Annotated in this window: 19 protein-coding genes; 7 read left to right on the top strand and 12 right to left on the bottom strand. The window is 61.8% G+C overall.

Annotated features, from left to right (window positions below; all coding sequences use genetic code 11):
- Positions 1 to 2 precede the first annotated feature (2 nt).
- The 4 genes from QM600_RS05930 to QM600_RS05915 all read left to right on the top strand — a co-directional run bounded on the left by QM600_RS05930 (position 3) and on the right by QM600_RS05915 (position 3,066).
- Positions 3 to 944 carry an oxygenase MpaB family protein gene (locus QM600_RS05930; RefSeq protein ID WP_283260538.1) on the top strand — a complete coding sequence of 314 codons (942 nt, stop codon included), beginning with the start codon at positions 3 to 5 and terminating at the stop codon, positions 942 to 944.
- Positions 945 to 961: 17 nt separating this feature from the next.
- The gene (locus QM600_RS05925) at positions 962 to 1,498 is read left to right on the top strand and encodes a hypothetical protein (RefSeq protein WP_283260537.1); all 537 of its coding nucleotides are present in this window, start codon (positions 962 to 964) and stop codon (positions 1,496 to 1,498) included.
- A 79-nt stretch (positions 1,499 to 1,577) separates the two neighbouring features.
- Positions 1,578 to 2,180 (top strand): serine/threonine protein kinase, encoded by a 603-nt coding sequence (locus tag QM600_RS05920; RefSeq protein ID WP_283260536.1) that lies wholly within the window; start codon positions 1,578 to 1,580, stop codon positions 2,178 to 2,180.
- Positions 2,170 to 3,066, top strand: coding sequence for a serine hydrolase (locus tag QM600_RS05915; RefSeq protein ID WP_283260535.1), 897 nt, complete (start codon positions 2,170 to 2,172; stop codon positions 3,064 to 3,066). Before QM600_RS05920 ends, QM600_RS05915 begins: the two co-directional genes overlap by 11 nt.
- Positions 3,067 to 3,071: 5 nt before the next feature.
- On the opposite strand, the gene QM600_RS05910 is transcribed toward QM600_RS05915, so the two are convergent.
- Both QM600_RS05910 and QM600_RS05905 read right to left on the bottom strand, forming a co-directional pair.
- Positions 3,072 to 3,815, bottom strand: a complete 744-nt coding sequence (locus tag QM600_RS05910) for a 3-hydroxybutyrate dehydrogenase (RefSeq protein ID WP_283260534.1) — start codon at positions 3,813 to 3,815, stop codon at positions 3,072 to 3,074.
- Positions 3,812 to 5,188 (bottom strand): MFS transporter, encoded by a 1,377-nt coding sequence (locus QM600_RS05905; RefSeq protein ID WP_283260533.1) that lies wholly within the window; start codon positions 5,186 to 5,188, stop codon positions 3,812 to 3,814. Before QM600_RS05905 ends, QM600_RS05910 begins: the two co-directional genes overlap by 4 nt.
- 139 nt (positions 5,189 to 5,327) lie before the next feature.
- Between QM600_RS05905 and QM600_RS05900 the strand changes: the two genes are divergently transcribed.
- Positions 5,328 to 6,284, top strand: a complete 957-nt coding sequence (locus QM600_RS05900; RefSeq protein ID WP_283260532.1) for a LysR family transcriptional regulator — start codon at positions 5,328 to 5,330, stop codon at positions 6,282 to 6,284.
- Here QM600_RS05900 and QM600_RS05895 read toward each other — a convergent pair.
- From QM600_RS05895 to QM600_RS05880, 4 genes are all read right to left on the bottom strand, one after another.
- Positions 6,257 to 7,834: an HNH endonuclease signature motif containing protein gene (locus tag QM600_RS05895; RefSeq protein ID WP_283260531.1), complete on the bottom strand. Its 1,578-nt coding sequence runs from the start codon at positions 7,832 to 7,834 to the stop codon at positions 6,257 to 6,259. The genes QM600_RS05900 and QM600_RS05895 overlap by 28 nt on opposite strands.
- Positions 7,835 to 7,947: 113 nt before the next feature.
- Positions 7,948 to 10,476 (bottom strand): protein kinase domain-containing protein, encoded by a 2,529-nt coding sequence (locus QM600_RS05890; protein ID WP_283260530.1) that lies wholly within the window; start codon positions 10,474 to 10,476, stop codon positions 7,948 to 7,950.
- Between the two features lie 272 nt (positions 10,477 to 10,748).
- Positions 10,749 to 10,910, bottom strand: coding sequence for a hypothetical protein (locus QM600_RS05885; RefSeq protein ID WP_283260529.1), 162 nt, complete (start codon positions 10,908 to 10,910; stop codon positions 10,749 to 10,751).
- A 109-nt stretch (positions 10,911 to 11,019) separates the two neighbouring features.
- A complete protein-coding gene (locus tag QM600_RS05880; protein ID WP_283260528.1) occupies positions 11,020 to 12,762 on the bottom strand; it encodes a glycerol-3-phosphate dehydrogenase/oxidase in 1,743 nt (580 codons plus the stop codon).
- Positions 12,763 to 12,865: 103 nt separating this feature from the next.
- Between QM600_RS05880 and glpK the strand changes: the two genes are divergently transcribed.
- Positions 12,866 to 14,356, top strand: coding sequence for a glycerol kinase GlpK (gene glpK / locus QM600_RS05875; RefSeq protein ID WP_283260527.1), 1,491 nt, complete (start codon positions 12,866 to 12,868; stop codon positions 14,354 to 14,356).
- Here glpK and QM600_RS05870 read toward each other — a convergent pair.
- Entirely contained in the window at positions 14,353 to 15,537 is a 1,185-nt protein-coding gene (locus QM600_RS05870; protein ID WP_283260526.1) for an aminotransferase-like domain-containing protein, read from the bottom strand. The two genes, glpK and QM600_RS05870, sit on opposite strands and share 4 nt — an antisense overlap.
- A 168-nt stretch (positions 15,538 to 15,705) precedes the next feature.
- Positions 15,706 to 17,109, bottom strand: coding sequence for an NAD(P)H-quinone dehydrogenase (locus QM600_RS05865; protein ID WP_283260525.1), 1,404 nt, complete (start codon positions 17,107 to 17,109; stop codon positions 15,706 to 15,708).
- Positions 17,110 to 17,286: 177 nt separating this feature from the next.
- Here QM600_RS05865 and QM600_RS05860 point away from each other — a divergent pair, with 177 nt between their 5' ends.
- Positions 17,287 to 17,757, top strand: coding sequence for a gamma-glutamylcyclotransferase family protein (locus QM600_RS05860; RefSeq protein WP_283260524.1), 471 nt, complete (start codon positions 17,287 to 17,289; stop codon positions 17,755 to 17,757).
- On the opposite strand, the gene QM600_RS05855 is transcribed toward QM600_RS05860, so the two are convergent.
- The 4 genes from QM600_RS05855 to QM600_RS05840 form a co-directional block, all read right to left on the bottom strand.
- Positions 17,754 to 18,815, bottom strand: coding sequence for a hypothetical protein (locus QM600_RS05855; protein WP_283260523.1), 1,062 nt, complete (start codon positions 18,813 to 18,815; stop codon positions 17,754 to 17,756). The genes QM600_RS05860 and QM600_RS05855 overlap by 4 nt on opposite strands.
- 79 nt (positions 18,816 to 18,894) lie before the next feature.
- Positions 18,895 to 20,058: a M20 family metallopeptidase gene (locus QM600_RS05850; protein ID WP_283260522.1), complete on the bottom strand. Its 1,164-nt coding sequence runs from the start codon at positions 20,056 to 20,058 to the stop codon at positions 18,895 to 18,897.
- Positions 20,055 to 21,215 carry a M20 family metallopeptidase gene (locus QM600_RS05845; RefSeq protein ID WP_283260521.1) on the bottom strand — a complete coding sequence of 387 codons (1,161 nt, stop codon included), beginning with the start codon at positions 21,213 to 21,215 and terminating at the stop codon, positions 20,055 to 20,057. Before QM600_RS05845 ends, QM600_RS05850 begins: the two co-directional genes overlap by 4 nt.
- 12 nt (positions 21,216 to 21,227) lie before the next feature.
- Complete coding sequence (locus tag QM600_RS05840) at positions 21,228 to 21,926, bottom strand: enoyl-CoA hydratase/isomerase family protein (protein ID WP_283260520.1); 699 nt, start codon at positions 21,924 to 21,926, stop codon at positions 21,228 to 21,230.
- Position 21,927 lies beyond the last annotated feature (1 nt).

Genomic DNA, 21,927 nt, shown 5'->3' with positions numbered 1-21,927 from the left:
ACATGCGTAGTCAAACAGGTGACGGTGCCGCACCCACACCATTGGGTCCCGATTCCCTGACATGGAAGTACTTCGGCGACTGGCGGGGAATGCTGCAAGGCCCGTGGGCAGGCTCGATGCAGAACATGCATCCGGGCCTCGGTGCCGGCGTCGAAGAACATTCGAAATTCTTCGACGAGCGCTGGGAGCGACTGTACCGCTCGCTCTACCCCATCGCCGGAGTTGTGTTCGACGGCGATCGCGCCGAAGAAACCGCGCTTCAGGTACGGGGGTACCACACCAACATCAAGGGTATCGACAAGTTCGGGCGCCGGTACCACGCACTCGATCCCGACACCTTCTACTGGGCACACGCCACGTTCTTCATGGGCACTATCGTCACGGCCGAGAACTTTTCGGGCGGTCTCACCGAAGCCCAGAAGCGACAACTCTTCACCGAACACATCCAGTGGTACCGCCTCTACGGCATGAGCATGCGACCAGTCCCCGAAACCTGGGAAGCCTTCCAGGAGTACTGGGATCACATGTGCCGCACCGTACTCGAAGACAACAAAGCCACCCGCGACGTCCTCGACCTGTCCGCCCTGGGCAAGCCGCCGTTCATGACGTGGCTACCCAACCCGATCTGGCGCGTCGTCCGAATCCCCATCGCCCGAGGATTCGTCTGGCTGACCGTCGGGATGTACGACCAACCTGTGCGTGATCTTCTCGGCTACTCCTGGAGTGCCCGCGACGCGAAGATCCACAAGATCGTCGGTAAAGCCGTCAATGCGGCCTTCCGTCTAGTCCCCTCGCGTTACCACTATCAACCCCGTGCCCGCGCCGGCTGGGATCGCGCAAATGGCAGGACACCCGCCGACGCTCCCCTGGTTCACACTCCCGCCCGCAATCTGCCGCCACTCGATCAACGAGATAACCCGATGCACTACAGCCCACGCGTCTGATCTGCCATGCTCGACAGATGGATTGGGATTTCCGGACTCTACTGAATCGTCCGATCACCTCGCGCGGCGAACCGCTCGGGCAAGAACGCATCGCTGCCCGGACTACCGCGTACATCTACGGAAACATCCTGGCCCTTGCCGCCCTGGTTCCGGTGATGCGATCCGAAGAATCGCTCGGAGTTGCGATTGTCATCGGCACCGCGCTCTCGACGTACATTGCCCACACCTTTGCCGAGGGCGTGGGCGAAAGTATTCGTAATGATCGACAACTATCCCGTCGGGAGAGGCTCGACGCACTCCGCGATTCCGTACCGATTCTCACGTCAGCCGTCGTTCCTGTCGTAATCCTGGGAACTGCCTGGATCAATCTGTTCGAGCCCCGGACAGCTCAATTGATCGCCGAACTCGTACTGGTACTGCGCATCGGATCGACCAGCTACGTGATCAGTCGCCTACACGGCGAAAAGGTGAGCACCGAAACCCATATCGCGGCTTTCGGACTCGCCGCAGTCGCCACAATTATCGTGGCCCTCAAACTTGTGCTGACCCACTAGCGAAAAACAATCCTGGCTCCCCGATCCGATATACATAACGGAGACAAAACGGCGCAACATCAGATCAGGAGTCCACGATATGACTGCCCCTCAACCGCCATATCCGTGGAATTCCGACCCTGCGCGCCCACAACCCGGTCTACCACCACCGCCTGGCAACGGCCCTCCTCCCGGTTACCGACAACCTGGCTATCCACAGGGCGGCTACCCACCTGTACCGCCACCACGAACACCTGTCTGGTTGTGGATACTCCTCGCTGCCGGTGTTCTCGCGGTCGTGGTCGTAATTGCGCTCGTTTGGATCCGCCCGCTGATATTCGACAGAACTTCAGATACGTCCGCAGCCGCGACGTCCTCGGCCATGGTTACTTCGAAGCCCTCGGCACCTCGCACCACCGCTGCCGCTCCGGGTGCCGGCGAGACCCTCCCGCGTAACGCATCCCCATGCAGTTCGGTTTTCTCCACTACGGAATTCCCGAATTCTGCCGTCGGCAGCACAGTCACTTCGTGTGAATTCGCCGAAGCGGTGCGCTCCCAATACGTGAATCAGAACCAGCGCGGTACAACGGTCAGGATCAGTGCCGTCAGCCCCATCACCAATACCCGCTATTCCATGAGTTGCAGCGGCACGAAAGTAGTCACCTGCACTGGCGGCAACAATGCGGTCGTCTATGTCTACTGATTCCAGGCTGGTCCTCGGCCTCGTACTGGTGGCAGCGGCAGCACTCTCGGCCTGCACCATTCCCACCGATGCCGACATTCCGAAGAACGAGACCGTCACCGAAAGCGTTGCCGTTCCGTCGGAAGTGACACCGGCAGCACCGGTTCCGCTCGACGGCACCGGGCCGCTCGCGGGCTTTACTGCCCTGAGCAAAACACTCGACGGCACGGTGGGAATAACCCTCGTTCCGGTGGGTGGTGGTCCGTCCCTCGCCGCCGGCGACTGGCACAGTGGTGATGCGTGGTCGACCATCAAAGTCCCCTTGTCTATTGCAGCTCTCAGAGAAGCCGACACGGTCGACGGCAATCAACTGACCATCATCAGTCGAGCAATCACCATGTCGGACAACGAATCAGCCGAAGCCCTGTGGGCCGAACTCGGCGACCCCGCCAGCGCGGCGGCGAAGGTCGAATCGGTCCTCGCTACGTCGGGCGATGTCTCGACGACTGTCGAATCACAAGTTCTCCGACCCGAATTCAGCGCTTTCGGGCAAACACAGTGGTCGCTCAACGATCAAGCGCAATTCGCGGCGACCTTGCCGTGTCGCACCGACGCCACCGAAGTTCTGGACTTCATGGGTGACGTCAGCCCCGATCAACACTGGGGCCTGGGAGTGATCCCGCAGGCCCAGTTCAAGGGCGGATGGGGTCCGGACCAGGGCGGTGGGTACCTGGTGCGTCAATTCGGGATCATCACCAGCGGCACAGGTCAACTCGCTGTGGCCATGGCGGCTAAACCCAACTCCGGAACCTTTGCCGACGGTACGGCGATGCTCGATGAGATCGGCACGTGGATCGGCACTCGGGCACAAGAATTACCCATCGGTGGCACGTGCGCACCCAGTTAGGGTTGTCATCGTGCGCTCCACCCTCCATCCATCGTGTACGACGCACCGGTCACCATGGCTGCGTCGACCGAGGCCAGCCAACCGACCAGTGAGGCCACCTCCGACGGCTCCACCATCCGCTTGATCGCACTCTCCGTCAGCATCACCTTCTCGACCACTTCGGATTCACTGATGCCGTGAACCTTTGCCTGGTCAGCGATTTGACTCTGAACGAGAGGCGTCAACACATATCCCGGGTTGACGCAGTTACTGGTAACACCGTGCGAAGCACCTTCGAGAGCAACAACTTTCGACAAACCTTCGAGCCCGTGTTTTGCGGCAACGTAGGCACTCTTGAAAGGGGACGCCCGCAGACCGTGCACGGAGGAAATGTTGAGGATTCGCCCGAAACCGTTGCGGTACATGTAAGGAAGGGTCGCACGAATGAGAAGGAACGGCGCTTCGACCATGAGTCTCTGAATCCTGCGGAAGTCTTCGATATCGAAGTCCTCGATCGGACTGACCCGTTGAATACCGGCGCTGTTGACCAGGATATCGGCCTCCAACGCAAGGGTCGCGAGGTGATCCGTATCGAGGAAATCGACTGCCCAAGCACTGCCGTCGATTTCGTCGGCCAGCGAATTCGCCGCGACATCATCGACATCTGCAACTGTGACGTGGGCACCTCGCGCGGCAAGCATTCGGGCGCACGCCTCACCGATCCCGCTTGCACCACCGGTAACCAATGCCGACTTCCCGGCGAGCGTCATGCGGGAACACCGGCTCGCTCGTTCGCGAGTACCTGCGCATCTGCCTCATCGACAGATTCGAGCGAAATGCCTTTGGTCTCACGAGCAAAGAAGACCGCGACGATGGTGATCAGTGAGGCAAGCAGCAAGTACACGGCAATGGGAACCGAGGAATCGAACTTGCGAAGAAGCGCCGTGGCGATGATCGGCGCCAACGACCCGGCCACGATCGACGTCACCTGATATCCCAAAGACACTCCGGAGTAACGCATCCGGGTCGGGAACATCTCGGCCATGATCGCAGGTTGGCCTGCGTACATGAACGCGTGAAACACGAGGCCGATGATGATCGCCGAGAGAATGACCGCGTTGTGTCCACTGTTCATCATCGGGAAGGCGAAGAAGCCCCAGGTTCCGGCAGTGACGGCACCGATCATGTAAACGGGGCGGCGACCGATGGTGTCGGACAGCTTGCCTACCAGAGGAATTACCGCGAAGTGCACGGCGTGGGCAATGAGCATCCACCAGAGAATGTGAGAGGTGTCGGCATGTACAACCAGCTTGAGGTAGGTAATCGAGAACGTCACGACGAGGTAGTACATGACATTCTCGGCAAAGCGCAGACCCATCGCGGTCAGAACGCCGCGCGGGTAACGCTTCACGACCTCGAAGACACTGTACGACGTCGCCTTGACCAGCTCTGCTTCCTTCTGCGCGGCAAGGAAAATGGGAGCATCTGTAACTTTGGTGCGAATGTAATATCCGACCAGAACGATCACCGCCGAAAGCCAGAAGGCAACGCGCCAGCCCCAACTCATGAACGACTCATCCGACAGGGTCGAGGTCAGAATAAGCAGAACCACCGTCGCGACGAGGTTGCCCATCGGAACGCCCGCTTGCGGCCAGGACGACCAGAATCCTCGCGATCGGTTCGGACTGTGCTCTGCGACAAGGAGTACCGCACCACCCCACTCACCGCCCACTGCAAACCCTTGGATAAATCGGAGCGTCACGAGGAGCGCCGGCGCCCAATACCCGATCTGTCCATAGGTCGGCAGGCAGCCCATCAGGAAAGTTGCCGCACCGACGAGCAGAAGACTGAACTGCAACAGCTGCTTTCGGCCGAACCTGTCCCCGAAGTACCCGAAAACGATGCCGCCCAACGGACGCGCCGCAAATCCGACAGCGTACGTAATGAAGGCCGCGATGACCGCGTCGAACTCGTTGCCACCGCCCGGGAAGAACACCTTGCTGAACACCAAGGTCGCAGCGGTGCCGTACAGAAAGAACTCGTACCATTCGACGACGGTCCCCGCCATCGATGCGCCGACAACCTTCTTCAACCCCGATGGTGGGGCTTCGGCTTCGGACTTCGGCCTGTTGTCGACGCTCATCGTGGACTCCCTCGTCATAGTTCGCAGTGATTTTCAAATGTGACTGCTCCCACACTTTTCTCTGGCCTGATGAGTATTGATGCAGATCGGTTTCACAACAATGACAAAAACCGCAGTCTGCAACTGCAAAGATGCAGATATGAATCCCGGACCGAATCCCGACGACCTTTTGGTTCTCCTCGCCGTAGGCCGCACGGGGCGTTTCAACACTGCAGCCGACGACCTCGGGCTCAATCACACCACCATCTCGAGGCGCATCGCCGGCCTCGAGAAAAGTTTGGGTGGACGAGTGCTCGTCCGTGCGTCTGGCGGATGGGAACTGACCGACCTGGGCAAACAGGCACTGACGGCGGCGGAACGGATCGAGGCAGCCGTCAACGACTTGGCACTGGACCCCAACGGACAGCACCTCCTCGACGGCGTTGTCCGAGTATCCGCAACCGACGGATTCAGCGCGTACATTGCTGCACCGGCTAGTGCGACAGTCCGCAAACGACATCCGCGAGTAAGCGTGGAGATCGTCGTCGCCACACGAAAAGCCTCGCAGATCCGCTCCGGACTCGATATCGAAGTGGTTGTCGGTAAGCCTCACGTCCACCGCGCCGAGGCCATCCACTTGGCCGATTACGCATTGGGACTGTATGCGTCTCGCGAATACCTTCGGCAACATACAGTTCCCACGAGCCCAGCCGACCTTGCCGATCATTCCCTCGTGTACTTCATCGACTCGATGTTGCAGGTCGACGAACTAGACCTCGCTCGCAAGCTCACCGTCTCCATGAGGGAAGCGGTCACGTCCACCAACGTGTTCGTCCATATTGAGGCCACGCGTGCGGGAGCTGGAATCGGGCTTCTTCCGTGCTTTATGGCCGATCGGCATGAGGATCTTGTCCGCGTCCTACCCGCCGACGTCGAGGTGCGGTTGGCCTACTGGCTGGTTGCCCGCGCAGAATCACTACGACGCCGCGAAGTCGCGGCCGTGGTCTCGGCAATTCGGGAAACCGTGGACCTGAAGCGAATACACCTACTCGGCCACAATCCCGGAACTGAGGCCGAAAATACTCAATTTCAGAATGGCGGTGGATCATCCCCGTAATCAACAGGCTTCCGCCTACGCACCACAAACCCACGCCCCACCACCCTCGCACGCACCCGCATCAACCGCTGCAACAGCCGATTCCGCTTCCGAACTTTCAGCCTCCGCTCCCGCCGAACCAACTTCTGGGCCCGAACATCCATCCGCGCACGCCGACGGCGGCGTTCACCCCGAACCCGGGCAGCCTTGTTCTCGAGTTTCGTGCGCCTCCGCGGCCCACCCTCCGGCAGAACCGGATCCGGCACCCCCGCCAACAATCCCGCCGCCCGGGTTCGGTAACAATGCCCCGTCGGAGAAACCACCGTGACCGTCCGATCGGAGTTCGGGGTATGCAACCAATGCCCGGAATGCTTGAGCCGATGATGATTCCGGCAATACGCCGACAAATTCGACGCCACAGTCTTCCCACCGTTAGCGGGATCGGCGTGATCGAATGGCACCCCATGATCGAGATCGCAATTCCAGGCCGGGACATCGCAGTGCAACCACTGGCAACTCCCCGCCGCCGCCCGCAGCCACGTATCCAATGCCGCACCGGGGCGGTAGACGAACGCCGACGCCGGCAGTGATTCCGGAGCAGGCTCAGGCACTACGTCTGCCGGCACCCGCACCTCCCGCACAATCCCATCCTTCGTGATGTCCCGCGCGTGCTCGGCACTGATCACCCCGTACCCGTCCAGATGCGCCGGCTCGTCAGAGCCCTGGAACGTCGACTCCGCCATCACCACAACCACCAACGGACGCCGCACCACCGTCAACCCCGACCGATCCTGCAGACAATCCACCCGCCCACAGTCACACGGCAACACCACCGAACCATCCAACAACGCACCCAACGCATCCGCCCGACGCTGCTCGTACGTCCGCGAATCATGTCGGCACACCGAGAGAGCCAACTCTCGCAACCGGCCGTCGAACAGTCGGGCTTGTTCCGCCGGAATTGACCCCACGATCCGGGCCATCCCGTCCTCCATCGCACTGACCCCGATAAACCTCTCCGCCAACGCACGCCGTCGCCGCTCCCGCATCCCTTCCGGATCCACCCGCGCCACGATCCGATCGATCACGCCCGTCAACCGCCGACCCCTCAACCCCGTCCCACCATCCACAGCCGGAGCCAAGACTTGTTCCAAGACAAGGCGTTCCACCTCGTCGATCAACTCGTCCGAGACGTTCGCGGTCGCGGATTCGATCAAGGAGACCCGATAAAGATCCAATTCTCCGCGCGCCATCGCCGCCCGGGTGCGGTGCAGACGGGTTTTCAACGCGAATCCGAGTCCGATAAGTTTCCCGGCGCCGGCACGCCCCATCGTGAGCACCGCGCCGATTTCCGATTCCGCCAATTCGTGCGCGGTGGACGACCAGGTGCCGGTGGCGGTGTGCTCGGCACTGCGACGGGTGAAAAACTCGGCAATCGCAGCAAGTTTGCGCTCGACCAACTTCGCTTCACAGGAATGCAGGTCGAAGATGAGATCGATGAGGGCGCAATCGGATTCGGTACCGGTCAGCGGTGCTGACAGGCCGTAGTTTCCCACTCCCGACTCGAACATTCCTCCACCGTATTCGAAACTATGTTCGCAGACAATGGTCACAGTCAAATTAGTCGGAAAAGTCCGAAAACTGGTGGAAGGCCGCTTCCACAGCCGAGAAGTGCTGTGCTGCCTTAATGTTCGGATATATTTCTTCTTGATTCCACGAACCACGCGGCGATCTGCGCTCGTGATGTGAATCCCAATTTGACCAGCAGATGTTCGACATGTCCCTGAGCAGTACGCGGAGAAATTACCAAGCGCGCAGCGATCTCCTTGTTGGTCATCCCGTCCGCGATCAGCCCGGCCACCTCCAACTCACGCTTGGTCGGTGTCACCGAGGGACTGGCAGACGAGGTACCCGTCGGCAGGTCCTGCTCACCCAAGGCATAGGCAACTGCGCCATGAAATCCGAGTGCGCGGCCCTTCTTCTGCGCCGCGGCGAAGGCCTGCGGACCCAGCAGTCGTCGAGTCTCTGCTTCGCAGGCCTCCTGATACACCGACAGTCCGGGCAGGACGACCGTCGAACTTCCCAACGACTTACTCACCTCCTCCGAGGCTCCCATCAGCACTGCCGCCCGTCGAGCGTCCTTCTCGTCGAAGTCGATCCATGCCAGAGTTTGCAGGCACATGCTGGCGTGCAACCTGTCGTTGACCCTTCGCCCCAACTCCAAGGCCTGCTCGAGCAACCGAACCGCACGAACGCGATCATCTTGGCGCCACACGGCAAGTGCCAGCGCCCACAGCGCATAGCCTCGATACGCGGCTTCGCCGCGTGCCTCGGTGATTACCAACGCGCGCTCGTAACATTCGATTGCCCGGTCCGTCTCGTTCAGCAGTTCCCGCGCCATTCCCAAGGCAGTGACGGCCACGACTTCGAAGAGAAGGTCCTCCTGTTCGGCAAACACTATGGCTGCATCCTCGAGATGTGAACATGCATCGACGAAGTTCCCCGTAAACAGGGCAAGAGTTCCTTCGGCTTGATCGATATGGGCACGCATCAAAGCGGCTGTCGCCTGGTCTGCGAGGAGCCTCCCCTTCCGACAGATCCGTGCGATCGCAACTTTGTTGTCCTCCACAAGAGCAAATCCCGGAACAGCCACGCCACCTCGATCGAGGAACAGTCTCATCGAGTCGTTACGGAAGGCTCCCCGCGACAGGTGGTCCGGGTCAGGAACCGGGAGCGGAGGAACCAACAGCACCGCTTCTCCCGCGATTCCGATCGGCTCACGGCTCGTCGCGAGAATCGTCACGCCGGGACAGAATCGCAGTAGCCTCTCCGCGAGCTGCGCAACCCCGTCCAGCAGCTGCTCACAATTGTCGAGCACCATCAGTAATTCCCGCGAAGCGAGGAAGTCCGTCACTACCACTTGCACCGGTCTGGCGGATCTGTCTCGCAGTCCCAACGCACCCGCCACTACATCTACCAACAGCGTTGCGTCGTACAACTCCCCCAGCTCCACCAGTCTCGCGCCGTCGGCATAAAGGTGCTGCCTCTTGGTGGCAACCCGCACGGCGAGGCGGGTCTTCCCGACTCCACCGATCCCGGTCAATGTCACCAATCGTGAAGTGGACAGCAAGTTCTCGGCCTCAACCAGTTCCGTGCGTCGGCCGACAAAACTGGTCAACTCCAGTGGAAGTCCGCTCGTTCGATCCGAAGCCACAGATGTCCCCGTTTCCCGCCGCCCGGACGACACTGCGCCTTCCGAAAACGCATTCGCTACCACCAGCGGAGTGTCTGCCGGCAGGCTCGGATCTACGTTCAGTGCCGGCTCGTCGACGTGGAAACCATGACGTCGTTGCGATTCGCGGATTTGCCGGCCCAGTTCCTCAGCGGAGGGACGGTTCCCCGGGTTGGCGGACATTGCACCTTCGATGATCACTCCGATGTCCTCGGCGATTCCGTACCGGCGTGGATCCGGGACAGGTTCTGAAGTAATTCGGAGGAACTGTGCGACCAATTGTTCGCCACTTCGACGCTCGAAGGCAGCGTGACCGGTGATCACGGTGAACAACGTGGCGCCGAGCCCGTAGACATCAGCGGCCGAACTCGGGGGCTCGCCGACCACGATTTCCGGCGCAATAAACGCCGGCGAACCCGTCACAATGCCTGTGCCAGTTTCGAATCCGCCGGGAACATGAGCTATACCGAAGTCCGACAACGCCGGCTCCCCGTAGTCGGTGAGCAGGATGTTCCCGGGTTTGACATCACGATGGAGAACTCCGTGTCGGTGAGCGAATTCCAGCGCGTCGGCGATCTTGATGCCGAGTCTCAGGGCTTCGTTCAGTGGGAGCGGTCCGTGGTGCCGGATCCGTGCGTCGAGCGAATCCTGGGAGTAGTACGGCATGACGGTGAACGGCCGACCGTTGTCGGTGACACCGGCGTGAAGGACGGTGACGATATTGGGATGACCGGTCAGTCGTCCTGCCGCCTGTTGCTCCCGAAGGAACCGTGCCCGGTTTTCTTCGTCGAGGTCGGCGGTGAGGACTTTGACCGCCACGGTGCGGTCCAGCGAAGGTTGCGTGCAGCGGTAGACGACGCCGAAACCTCCACGGCCGATCTCCTGAGCGTCCTCGAACCCGGACGCGGCTAATTCCGCCGCGACCGACCGACCGGACCGCGTCGTGTTGCGTCGCGTCGCGAACGGGTCGACATCGGTCATCGCCCACACCGATCCATTCGTGCACGCTTTACCGAAAATCTGACGCAACGCACCTATCGATGATGTACCCGAATCCCATCGCTGGCCACTCCACTGACCAGTGGTTCACACTTTCGAGCCTCGAGTCACACCGCCCGGACATCGTCGGTCCACTCGATAGCGTCACGTTCGGGCATGTGGATCCGTCTGGGCAGTATGAGTGGGGTGAACAGCAAGAAAACGCCGGGCACTGTGATCGCGGCGAGCGGATCGGTGAGTGTTGCGAGGACGCCTCACACCACCATAAGGATCGCCTGGGCAAGTTTGCTGCTCACACTCCAGGCCGTGAGAACTCGAGCAGCGTGATGGGCAGGCGTGCGCTGCAGACGCTCTGTCGCGTTGATCGGGTTGAAGATACCCATGCACGTGATCAGCAGGCCCTCGACGGCGATCACCGTGAGGAGTCCGACGATGCCGGGTTGAGTGAAGGCGAGACCGTATTACCAAGGCGGGAACTTATCCGCAGTTCCCTCGTGATGGCCGGCTGGAACGGTTCGAGTCACACTAGAGGCGGTCCGGTACCACCACTACCGGCTCGAGGATCTCGGCCCGCGATTCCGGCGCAGCTGCGCGCAATGCGTCTGCTGCTTCGTCATCAGGCTGGGCCTGCGATTCCACTTCGGATTCGACACGAGCGCGGTAGGTTTCGACTTCCCGGGCAACGGCCTCGTCGTCCCAACCCAGCACCGGCGCAACCAGTTCCGCGACCTGCTCAGCGCAGTTGACGCCGCGGTGCGCATACTCGATGGAAATTCGCAGACGCCTGGCCAAGATGTCGTCGAGGTGCAAGGCGCCCTCGGCTGCGGCGGCGTACACGGCCTCGACCTGGAGATAATCCGGTGCATCCGTGATGGGCTGCAACAACTCCGGAGTTTCCCGCCCGAGTTCGAGCACCTCGGTGATCAGTGAGCCGTAGCGGTCCAGCAGATGCTTGACCCGGTACGGATGCAGACCGTACTGCTCACCCAATTGCATAGTCTGGTTAACCAAGGCGAAGTAGCCGTCGGCACCCACGAGCGGCACCTTCTCGGTAATCGACGACGCGACCCTGGCCGGAATGTCCTCGGATGCAACATCAACGGCATCCTCGGCCATGACGCGATACGTCGTGTACTTACCACCGGCGATGGCTACCAAACCTGGAGCGACTCGCGCCACGGCATGTTCGCGGGACAGCTTCGACGTCTCGTCGCTCTCTCCGGCGAGAAGGGGACGCAAGCCCGCGTACACGCCGTCGATGTCGGCATGCGTCAACGGCGTCACCAACACCGAATTGACGTGGCCGAGAATGTAATCGATGTCGGCCTTCGTTGCTGCCGGGTGCGCGAGATCGAGGTTCCAGTCGGTGTCCGTCGTACCGATAATCCAATGGTTTCCCCACGGAATCACGAACAGCACAGATTTTTCGGTGCGCAGGATGATCGCAGCTTCGCTGACGATCCGGTCCCGCGGGACCACGATGTGAACACCCTTCGACGCCCGAACACGGAAACGGCCGCGCTGGCGTGAGAGGGCTTGAATCTCGTCGGTCCAGACACCGGTGGCGTTGATGACCACGTGCCCCTTGATTTCAGCGGTGCGGCCGTCCTCGCAGTCACGGACACGGACGCCCGAAACACGATCTGCCTCACGAAGGAAGCCGACAACCTGCGTCGATGTGCGCACCACTGCGCCGTAGTGCGCCGCGGTACGAGCCACCATCATCGTGTGACGGGCGTCGTCGACCACGGTGTCGTAGTACTGAATGCCACCAGTCAGCGAACTGCGCTTGAGGCTCGGAGACATACGCAACGCGCCGGCGCGGGTGAGGTGCTTCTGCGAGGGCACCGATTTGGCACCGCCCATTCGGTCGTACAGGAATATTCCAGCCGCCATGTAGGGACGTTCCCAAACGCGGTGAGCCAACGGGAACAGGAACTTGAGGGGCTTGACCAGGTGAGGTGCAAGCGTCGTCAAGGACAGCTCACGTTCACGGAGCGCCTCCCGGACCAGACCGAATTCGAGTTGCTCGAGATATCGCAAACCGCCGTGGAACATCTTCGACGAACGAGAAGAAGTTCCCGACGCGTAATCGCGAGCCTCGACCAACGCGACCTTGAGCCCACGCGTCGCCGCATCGAGCGCCGCGCCGACGCCGACCACGCCACCGCCGACGACAATGACGTCGAACTGCTGGTTTTGAAGCTGTTCCCAGGCAGCGCCGCGCTGCTGTGGGCCGAGAAACTGCGCACCCTGCTGCTTACTCAACCCGGTCTCCTGTGAGTCGACGACGAATTCGCATCCAGGCTAGTAGCTTCATCCCCATACTGCGACAGCGTTGGACAAGACAGCGCTCGAACCGAGGAGACGTGTGAACCAGTACATCGCGGCCATCGATCAGGGCACAACGTCCAGCCGATGCATGATCTTCGATCACGACGGCTCCGTCGTCAGCGTTGCTCAGAAGGAGCACGAGCAGGTCTTTCCGCAAGCCGGTTGGGTGGAACACGACCCGGTAGCGCTGTGGACCAACACCCGCGAAGTGGTCGCGGGCGCACTCGCGAAGGCCGACCTCACACGCGCCGACATCGCTGCCGTCGGAATCACGAATCAACGTGAGACAACGGTGGTCTGGGAGCGCAAGACCGGCAAGCCGGTCTACAACGCCATCGTCTGGCAAGACACACGTACCGATCAACTCTGCCAGGAACTCGGCGGAGAAGACGGACCGGACAAGTACCGCGCCAAGACCGGATTGCCACTGTCGACATACTTTTCCGGGCCGAAGATCCGGTGGATTCTCGACAACGTGGACGGTGCGAGAGAGAAGGCCGAGGCCGGAGAATTGTGCTTCGGCACCGTCGACACATGGATCCTGTGGCACCTCACCGAGGGCACACACGTGACAGATGTCACCAATGCGTCACGCACGATGCTGATGGATCTGGAGACTCTGCAGTGGGACGAGTCCATCTGCACCGATTTCGGAATCCCGATGTCGATGCTGCCGGAGATTCGCAGTTCCTCCGAGATCTACGGCAAGGGTCGCCCGCGCGGAAACCTTGCCGGAGTACCCGTCGCCGGCATCCTCGGCGATCAGCAAGCTGCCACCTTCGGACAGGCCTGCCTGTCCGAAGGTGAAGCCAAGAACACGTACGGCACCGGCAACTTCCTACTGCTCAACACCGGCACGACACCGGTACACAGCAAGCACGGTTTGCTGACGACGCTCTGCTACAAACTGGGCGACGCCCCGGCCGTCTACGCACTCGAAGGTTCTGTTGCCGTATCCGGCTCCCTCATTCAGTGGTTGCGCGACAATCTCGGAATCATCCAGAGTGCCAAGGACATCGAGCCTCTGGCCTTGACCGTCGAGGACAACGGCGGCGCCTACATCGTCCCCGCGTTCTCCGGTCTGTTCGCCCCGCGGTGGCGCCCTGACGCTCGTGGTGTCATCGTCGGTCTCACCCGCTTCGTCAACAAGGGCCACCTGGCGCGGGCCGCCCTCGAAGCCACCGCGTATCAAACCCGCGAGGTCATCGATGCCATGCGCAACGACTCCGGCGTGACACTCTCCGCACTGAAGGTCGACGGCGGAATGGTGGTCAACGAAACCCTGATGCAGTTCCAATCCGACATCCTGGGCGTACCCGTCATCCGTCCCGTGGTCAACGAGACGACGGCGTTGGGTGCGGCCTACGCTGCCGGCCTTGCTGTCGGATACTGGGCCGATACCGACGACATCCGAAACAACTGGGCCGTCGGCAAGACCTGGGAACCTTCGATGGCGGAGTCCGAACGTGCGCACCTGTACGCCGAGTGGAACAAGGCCGTCGAGCGCACGTACAACTGGTCGGACTAGACCAGAACTGCGGCAGCGAAGGCATCGCGCAGCTTCTGCGCGGCGTCTTGCAGCACCGTTTCGGGATACGTCGCAAAGCACAGGCGGGCCGATCGACTCAGGTCGGCGTCCACAGCGAACGCGTTGCCCGGGACAAATGCCACACCATGCTCGACGGCAATCTCGAGCACGGACGCGGTGTCGACCTCCGCCGTGGTGTCCATCCAGCAGAACATCCCACCGCGCACGGCCGAGAACCGCGCAGTGTCACCGAAGCCGTCTTCCAACGCACTGACCAGCGCCTTAGCCCGGCTTCCGTACGACGCACGCAGCATGTCCAGATGGGCGTCGAGCCACTCGTAATCCGAGAACAAGTCGGCGGCGATCTGCTGCGTGAGCGATGAACCACACAGGTCTGCGCCCTGCTTGATCAACTCGACCGCCTCGCACACCCGGCGATCACCGTGAAGCCAACCGACACGCAGAGCCGGCGCCAGCACCTTTGACGCACTGGAGAGCCGAATCACTCTCTCGGACAACGCTGCAACCGGAAGCGGCGGCGGTCCATCGAAGTAGAGCTCCCCGTACGGGTCGTCCTCGAGAACCCAGAAGCCGTATCTATCAGCAAGATGCGCGAGATGCGCGCGGCGTTCCGCCGAAAGCACGGACCCACGCGGATTGTGGAAGTTACTCACTGTATGAACAACTTTAGGACGCAAGCCGCCTAAGAGGTGTTCTTCCAGCGCCACTGTATCCATGCCGTTCTCGTCGACCGGCACCGGAACCAGGGCTGCCTGCGCAGTCCGAAAGACCTGCAGCGCACCGGTATACGCCGGATCTTCCACGACGACGATATCACCGGCATCGAGCAGAACCTGAGCCAGCAGACTCAAACCCTGCTGACTGCCATGCGTGACAACAACGTCGGAAGATTCGAGCACGCGGCCGATCTTGACGGATTCACGGACGGCGATCACCTCACGGAGGCGTCGTAAGCCCGAGGTCTCGCCGTACTGAACGGACGACGCGTCACCGAGGGCATCGTGCGCGGCTTGCGCAATACGTTCTCGTGGAATGAAATCCGGATCAGGCAGGCCACCGGCCAAGCTGATCACGTCGGGACGAGCCGTCAAGGTGAGTAGGTCGCGGATTGCAGAACTACGGAGTCCGTCCATACGAACGGACAGCGCGGCGTTTTTCATAGAAACTCCCAGGCACGGGGAAGAGGAAATCAGAGGAATAACACTCTGAGCCGCCGAGGGGTCTACGGGGCAGGGAGAGCGCCGAGGTACCGATCCATGATTCGACCGGCACCTCGACTATCCCACCATCACACCAATATGTGAAATCTAGTTCTCAGATTCTAGGAATCAGTCGAGGTCGTCGTGGCGCATGAGCTGACGCGCAGCCTCGGTGATAGAACCTGTCAGCGACGGGTACACGGAGAATGTCTGCGCCAGATCGTTGACGGTCAGGTTGTTCTGAACCGCCATGGCGAGCGGAAGAATCAACTCGGATCCGTTGGGCGCAACCACAACTCCACCGATAACCACGCCGGTAGCCGGACGGCAGAAGATCTTCACGAAGCCTCGACGCAGGCCGGACATCTTGGCACGCGGGTTGGTGTTGAGCGGCAGCATGACGGTGCGGGCGGGAACTTCGCCGTCGTCGATCGCCGCCTGCGTCACGCCCACTGTCGCGATTTCGGGGCGCGTGAACACTGCCGACGCCACCGTCTTCAACTTGATGGGGCTGACGCCTTCACCGAGCGCGTGGTACATCGCAATGCGGCCCTGCATAGCAGCCACCGACGCGAGCGGCAGCAGTCCCGTGCAGTCGCCCGCCGCGTAGATACCCGAGGCCGTGGTGCGCGAGACGCGGTCGACCCGAAGGTAGCCGCCCTTGTCCAGCTCGATGCCGACCTTGTCGAGGCCCAAGTTATTCGTGTTCGGGACCGAACCAACCGTCATCAGGGCATGGCTGCCCTCGACTGTACGACCGTCGGACAGCTTCACGACGATGCCGTCCTCGGTGCGCTCGACGGCGTCAGCGCGAGCATGCTTGACCAAGATCACACCGCGTTCGGCCAGTGCATCTTCGAGTACGAGGGCAGCGTCGGCGTCTTCTCCCGGGAGCACGCGGTCACGGCTGGACACGAGCGTGACCTTGACGCCCATCTCCGTGTACGCGGATACGAACTCTGCGCCGGTCACACCGGAGCCGACAACAACGAGGTGCGAGGGCAGCTCATCCAAGTCGTAGAGCTGGCGCCACGTCATGATGCGCTCGCCGTCCGGCTCGGCACCCGGGATGATCCGGGGGCTGGCACCGGTCGCGATCAGCACGACGTCGGCGGTGATGGTGCGCTGCTCACCGTCGGCGAGGGTCGCCCGCACCTGGTGAGTGGCCAAACCCAGTTCCTGGTCGGTCAGCTCGGCAGTACCGGAGAGGACCTCGACGCCGACCGTCTGCAAGCGAGCGCGAATATCCGAGGACTGGGACAATGCGAGCGCCTTGACTCGGGAGTGAATCTTGGGGAGCGAGACCGTAGCCTGCTCGGGATCGAGCGTGATGCCCAGATCGGACGCCCGACGCATGTCGGTACGGATGCCGGTCGATGCAATGAAGGTCTTGGACGGCACACAGTCGAAGAGCACACAGGCTCCACCGACTCCATCCGAATCGATCAGGGTGACGGTTGCGCCGTGCTGGGCAGCAACCAGCGCTGCCTCATATCCGGCAGGTCCGCCGCCGATGATCACGATCCGGGTCATGTGTCCTCCAAGTAATCAGGCGACCGACAGGGGTCTCCCGCCGGTCTACTCACCTAAAACGAGCACGCGTGGGTCACGCTATTGCAGCGAACGACGTCGCGCAGTGCTTGCACCAGATTACTAGCGTGCAGTGGTCCGCTTCGCTTCACCCTTGCACCACCGTTTAGGCTTGCGCCCGTGTCGATTTATGCTGCATACGGTTCCAACATGCACCCCGAGCAGATGTTGTTACGCTGCCCACACTCCCCCATGTCGGGGACGGGATGGTTGCGTGGCTGGCGCCTGACGTTCAGCGGCGAGGACATGGGCTGGGAAGGTGCTCTCGCCACTGTGGTGGAGGACCCGGATTCCAGCGTCTTCGTCGTTCTTTACGACGTCCCCGACGAGGACGTCGTAAGCCTCGACCGCTGGGAAGGCGCAGAGCTCGGCCTACACCGCAAGATCCGGGTGCGAGTCGACACGGGCGACGGCGCAGTACTCGCCTGGCTGTACGTCATGGACGCCTACGAGGGCGGCCTTCCGTCAGCTCGGTACATCGGAGTAATGGCCGACGCTGCCGAGATCGCCGGCGCTCCGGCCGACTACGTCCGTGAACTGCGGACGCGGAACAGCCGGAACGTGGGCCCCGGGAATGGTTTGACCGACTAGAGCAGTAGGAAGTACGCCAGGGCGGCCAGCGCGATAACTACCAACGCCGCGCTCACTCCGATCGCGACACGTGCGTAGCTGCGCTTGGCAGGCTCGATCACGGCGACTGCAGCTTCCGGTTCCACTGCGACGGCAGTCGCGGTGGCAACTCGAGGAATGTTGTCGAAAACTTCGGTGACGTCGTGTGACGGCGGCAGTCCGATGGGCACGATCTGGTGTGATGTCGAGGTGAAGCCGGCCGCAAGGATTGCCGCACCGAGCGCAGCAGACTGTTCCGGACCGGGACCGAGTTCACAACGCACACTGAGCTTTTCAGCAACACTGACGGCAATCGCCGTCATCGCGGCTTTATCGCCGGCCATGTCCCCGTCGCCGGTGACAACTACGGCGTCGAGGTTCTCCGGCATCCAACCGAAGGCACCGAGAGCCGTCGCGATCCGCGAACTCGGAGAACTTCCGTCACCGGCAAAGCCGAAGGCACGGCCTGCCGCGACACCCGAGCGAACCAGCGTGACGGCCGCTCCCGTGTCGTCGACGTGATAGATCCCGATGAGTGTTCCGGCCAGTGCCGCGATCTCGGATTCGAACCACGCCGACACCGCTTCGGCATCCGAGACGAGAGTGATGCGCTCGAGGCCCGCATACACCAGAGAATCCCGCAGGATCGCAGCCGTCGAGGAATCCCAGCGCGACGGGTACGTTGCCACGATGTCGGGCGCACCGCCGTCACGACCACCGCGATCAGGCAGCGGCTCACATTCCTGCAACAGGCACCGAATCGAGGTCGCCACCAGATCCTCAGCGCGATAACGGGTATCAGCGCTTCCCGCAACACCGCTGGGATCTCCGACGCGGCCGACGAATCCACTCCAACTCTCGGCGAATTCGCGACCCGCGCCCAATTCCGACTCACCGCCGAGCACGGTTCCGCCGTCCTTGCGTTGATTGAGAACGGTATCTCGCACAATCACAACCGGATCAGCAGAACCTGGGTCGTTCGACGCCACCACCGCCGTCGACACCACTGAGCCGATTCGCACTCCTACACCTATCGACATGCCCGTACCTTCACTCGAACCCAACGAAAAACGGTGCCCCCGACGGGAACCGGCAATAACCGAGAACTAGACCCGAAAATCAGGCCCCAGAGCCAGGCCCTAGAACCAGTCCCGCGAGAACCTTCACACCCACGCCGAGTGCACGCTCGTCCAAATCGAACGTGGGCTGGTGAATGTCAAGTTGATCCCCTTCACCCGACCACACGCCCAACCTCGCCATGGCACCGGGAACCGTCTCGAGATACCACGAGAAGTCTTCTCCACCACCGGATTGCGGGGTGTCCGCCAAGGCGTCCTGCCCGACCGTGCCGATAGCATCCTCGAACATACGCGTGGAGACTTCGTCGTTGACTACCGGCGGGACACCACGTCGATAGTTCAGGTGATAGCGAACGCCGGTGGGGGCGAGCAGTCCGTGCACGATTTCCTCGACGAGCGGTTCGAGCAGTTCCCACGTTTCGTGATCACCGGTTCGGACCGTGCCGGTCATCATGCCGGTCTGCGGAATCGCGTTGGGAGCCTGGCCGGCGCTGACCGCGCCCCACACCATGACTGTGCCGGTGCGCGGATCGATACGTCGACTGAGCATTCCGGGCAAGCCTGTGACCACTGTTCCGAGCGCGTAGATCAGATCGGTGGTCAGGTGTGGCCGAGACGTGTGTCCGCCCGGCGAGTCCAGAACTACTTCGACGGTATCGGCTGCCGATGTGATCGGACCCAGTCGCATACCGACCTGTCCGGCCTCGAGTCGCGGATCGCAGTGCAGAGCAAAAATTCTCGACACACCGTCGAGCGCGCCGGCAGCAATGACGTCGAGCGCGCCGCCCGGCATCACTTCCTCGGCGGGCTGGAAGATCAAGCGGACGCCGACCGGCAGTTCCGGCAGCGATGCCAAGGCCAGGCCGGCACCCAACAGAATCGTGGTGTGGGCGTCGTGCCCGCAGGCGTGGGAAACACCAGGGACGGTCGACGAATATGTGGCTCCCGTCGCTTCCTGCATCGGCAAGGCATCCATGTCGGCGCGCAACGCGATCCGCGGTCCGTCCGGACCGATGTCACACGTCAGACCGGTGCCGCCGGGAAGAATTTTCGGCGCGAGACCGGCCGCCGCGAGTCGTGTCGCAACGAATTCCGTTGTCGCGTACTCATGGCGGGCCAACTCGGGGTTGGCGTGAATGTGCCGTCGCCACGCGACAAGATCGTCGGTATGCGCGTGAATCCAAGTATCGATTGCCGCGTTCACCGGCGATCTACTCCTTCCAACAGGCGGGCGCGTTCCGATGGATCGGACGCTACCCGGACAGCAGTGCGGGCCAATGCGATTGCACCGTCGATGACGGCACGATCAGCAGATTCCGTGACACAGGCCGCGGCGAACTCCGGTTGATGCGTCACTGCCCCAGCAGAATCCAAACCGATAACCGGGTGAATTCCTGGAATCACGTTGGTGACATTACCCATGTCGGTACTGCCGAGCGGACGCGAGCGTTCCCATTCGAGCGCCAACGGCACCCGTCCCAGATCTGCGATCTGCTCGCGGTACACATCTGCCAGCCACGGGTCGGGTGTCAGTTCCGTGTATGTCGGGGATACCGTGCGGATTTCGTGTGTGCAGCCGGTGCCCAAGGCTCCGGCAGCAAAACAGGCTTCCGCGCGCTCGGACAGATTTGCCAAGGACTCCGCCGTCTCGGCGCGCAGGTAGTACAACAATTCCGAGCGCGCCGGAACAATGTTCGGAGCAGCGCCGCCGTCGCTGACGATGCCGTGAATCTGCTGCCCCGGCAAAAGGTGCTGGCGCAGCAGGCCCACCGCCACCTGGGCGAGGGTCGCAGCGTCCGCCGCATTGAGTCCGAATTCCGGTGCTGCCGACGCATGGGCTTCGCGACCAAAATAGTTGACCGCAATGTCGGAGAGTGCGAGTGATGTAGCGCCGACGATATCGATGGGCCCCGGATGCACCATCATCGCCGCACCCACTCCGTCGAATGCACCGCGCTCGAGCATCAACACCTTGCCACCGCCGGTTTCCTCGGCCGGAGTTCCGATCACTCGAACGGTGATGCCGAGCTGATCGGCGACAGACGCCAACGCGATACCGGCACCGACAGCGGCGGCAGCAATGATGTTGTGCCCACAGGCATGACCGATTTCCGGAAGAGCGTCGTACTCGGCGCACATCGCGATAACCAACTCGCCGCTGCCGTAGGTCGCGTCGAACGCAGTCGGGAGATCGGCAATGCCCCGTGCGATCGCAAAGCCGTGCTGCCCCAATAGCTCGGAAACTTTAGCTGAGCTGCGGAATTCCTCGAACGCAAGCTCCGGATCGCTGTGAATCGAATGCGACAACGCAATCAGATCGGTCTCCACAGACCTGACTGCACCGTCGACATTGTGATTCACCGGATCATTGTCTCACCCGAACGAGAAGTTGCTCTTGTCAGTCACCCGTCCAAGATCAGCCAACACGTCACGATGAATTCCGGCCTTGATTCCGGCCAGGTTCTTACCGTGCGTCGCGGTCAGCGCAGCGGCCTTGGCAACGGCTGCCGCGAGCACTGCCTCACCGTCCACAGTCTCCGAGACAATTCCGGCAGCAAGCGCGTCGACGCCTCCGAAACGACGGCCGGTCGTCATGGCCTCGACAGCAGTCTGCTTGGGTAGGCGGCCGTTGAGGAGCGCGGACATTCCCACGGTGAACGGCATGTTCAAGCTGACCTCGGGCAAGCAGTAGAAACCGCGATCGCTGCGCATGATCTGGAAGTCGTGAGCCGTCGCGAACATTGCACCGGCACCGAATGCATGACCCTGGACTGCGGCCACAGTCGCCATCGGGAAGGCCAGGAGACGGCTGTAGATGGCGTGCACCTTGTCCAGGTATCCCGGCAGACCGTCGGCGTTGGAGAAGATCCACGTCGTGTCCAGGCCGTTCGTGTAGAACTTGCCCGTTGCCGTGGTCACCAGCGCGGCCGGGCCCTCGTGCGCCTCGACCTCGTCAAGCTTGCTGTGCACCGCGTCGATCCACTCGGGACTGAAGCGGTTCTCGTTGTCCGTTTCGCCCTCGTTGCCGAGGTACAGGATGAATACGTCGCCGTCGCGTTCGAGATAAGGCATG

The organism is Rhodococcus sp. IEGM 1379, from assembly GCF_030056815.1.
GTDB lineage: Bacteria > Actinomycetota > Actinomycetes > Mycobacteriales > Mycobacteriaceae > Rhodococcus_F.
Note: the sequence above shows the minus strand (reverse complement) of the source record. Positions and strands in the feature narration are given on the sequence as shown.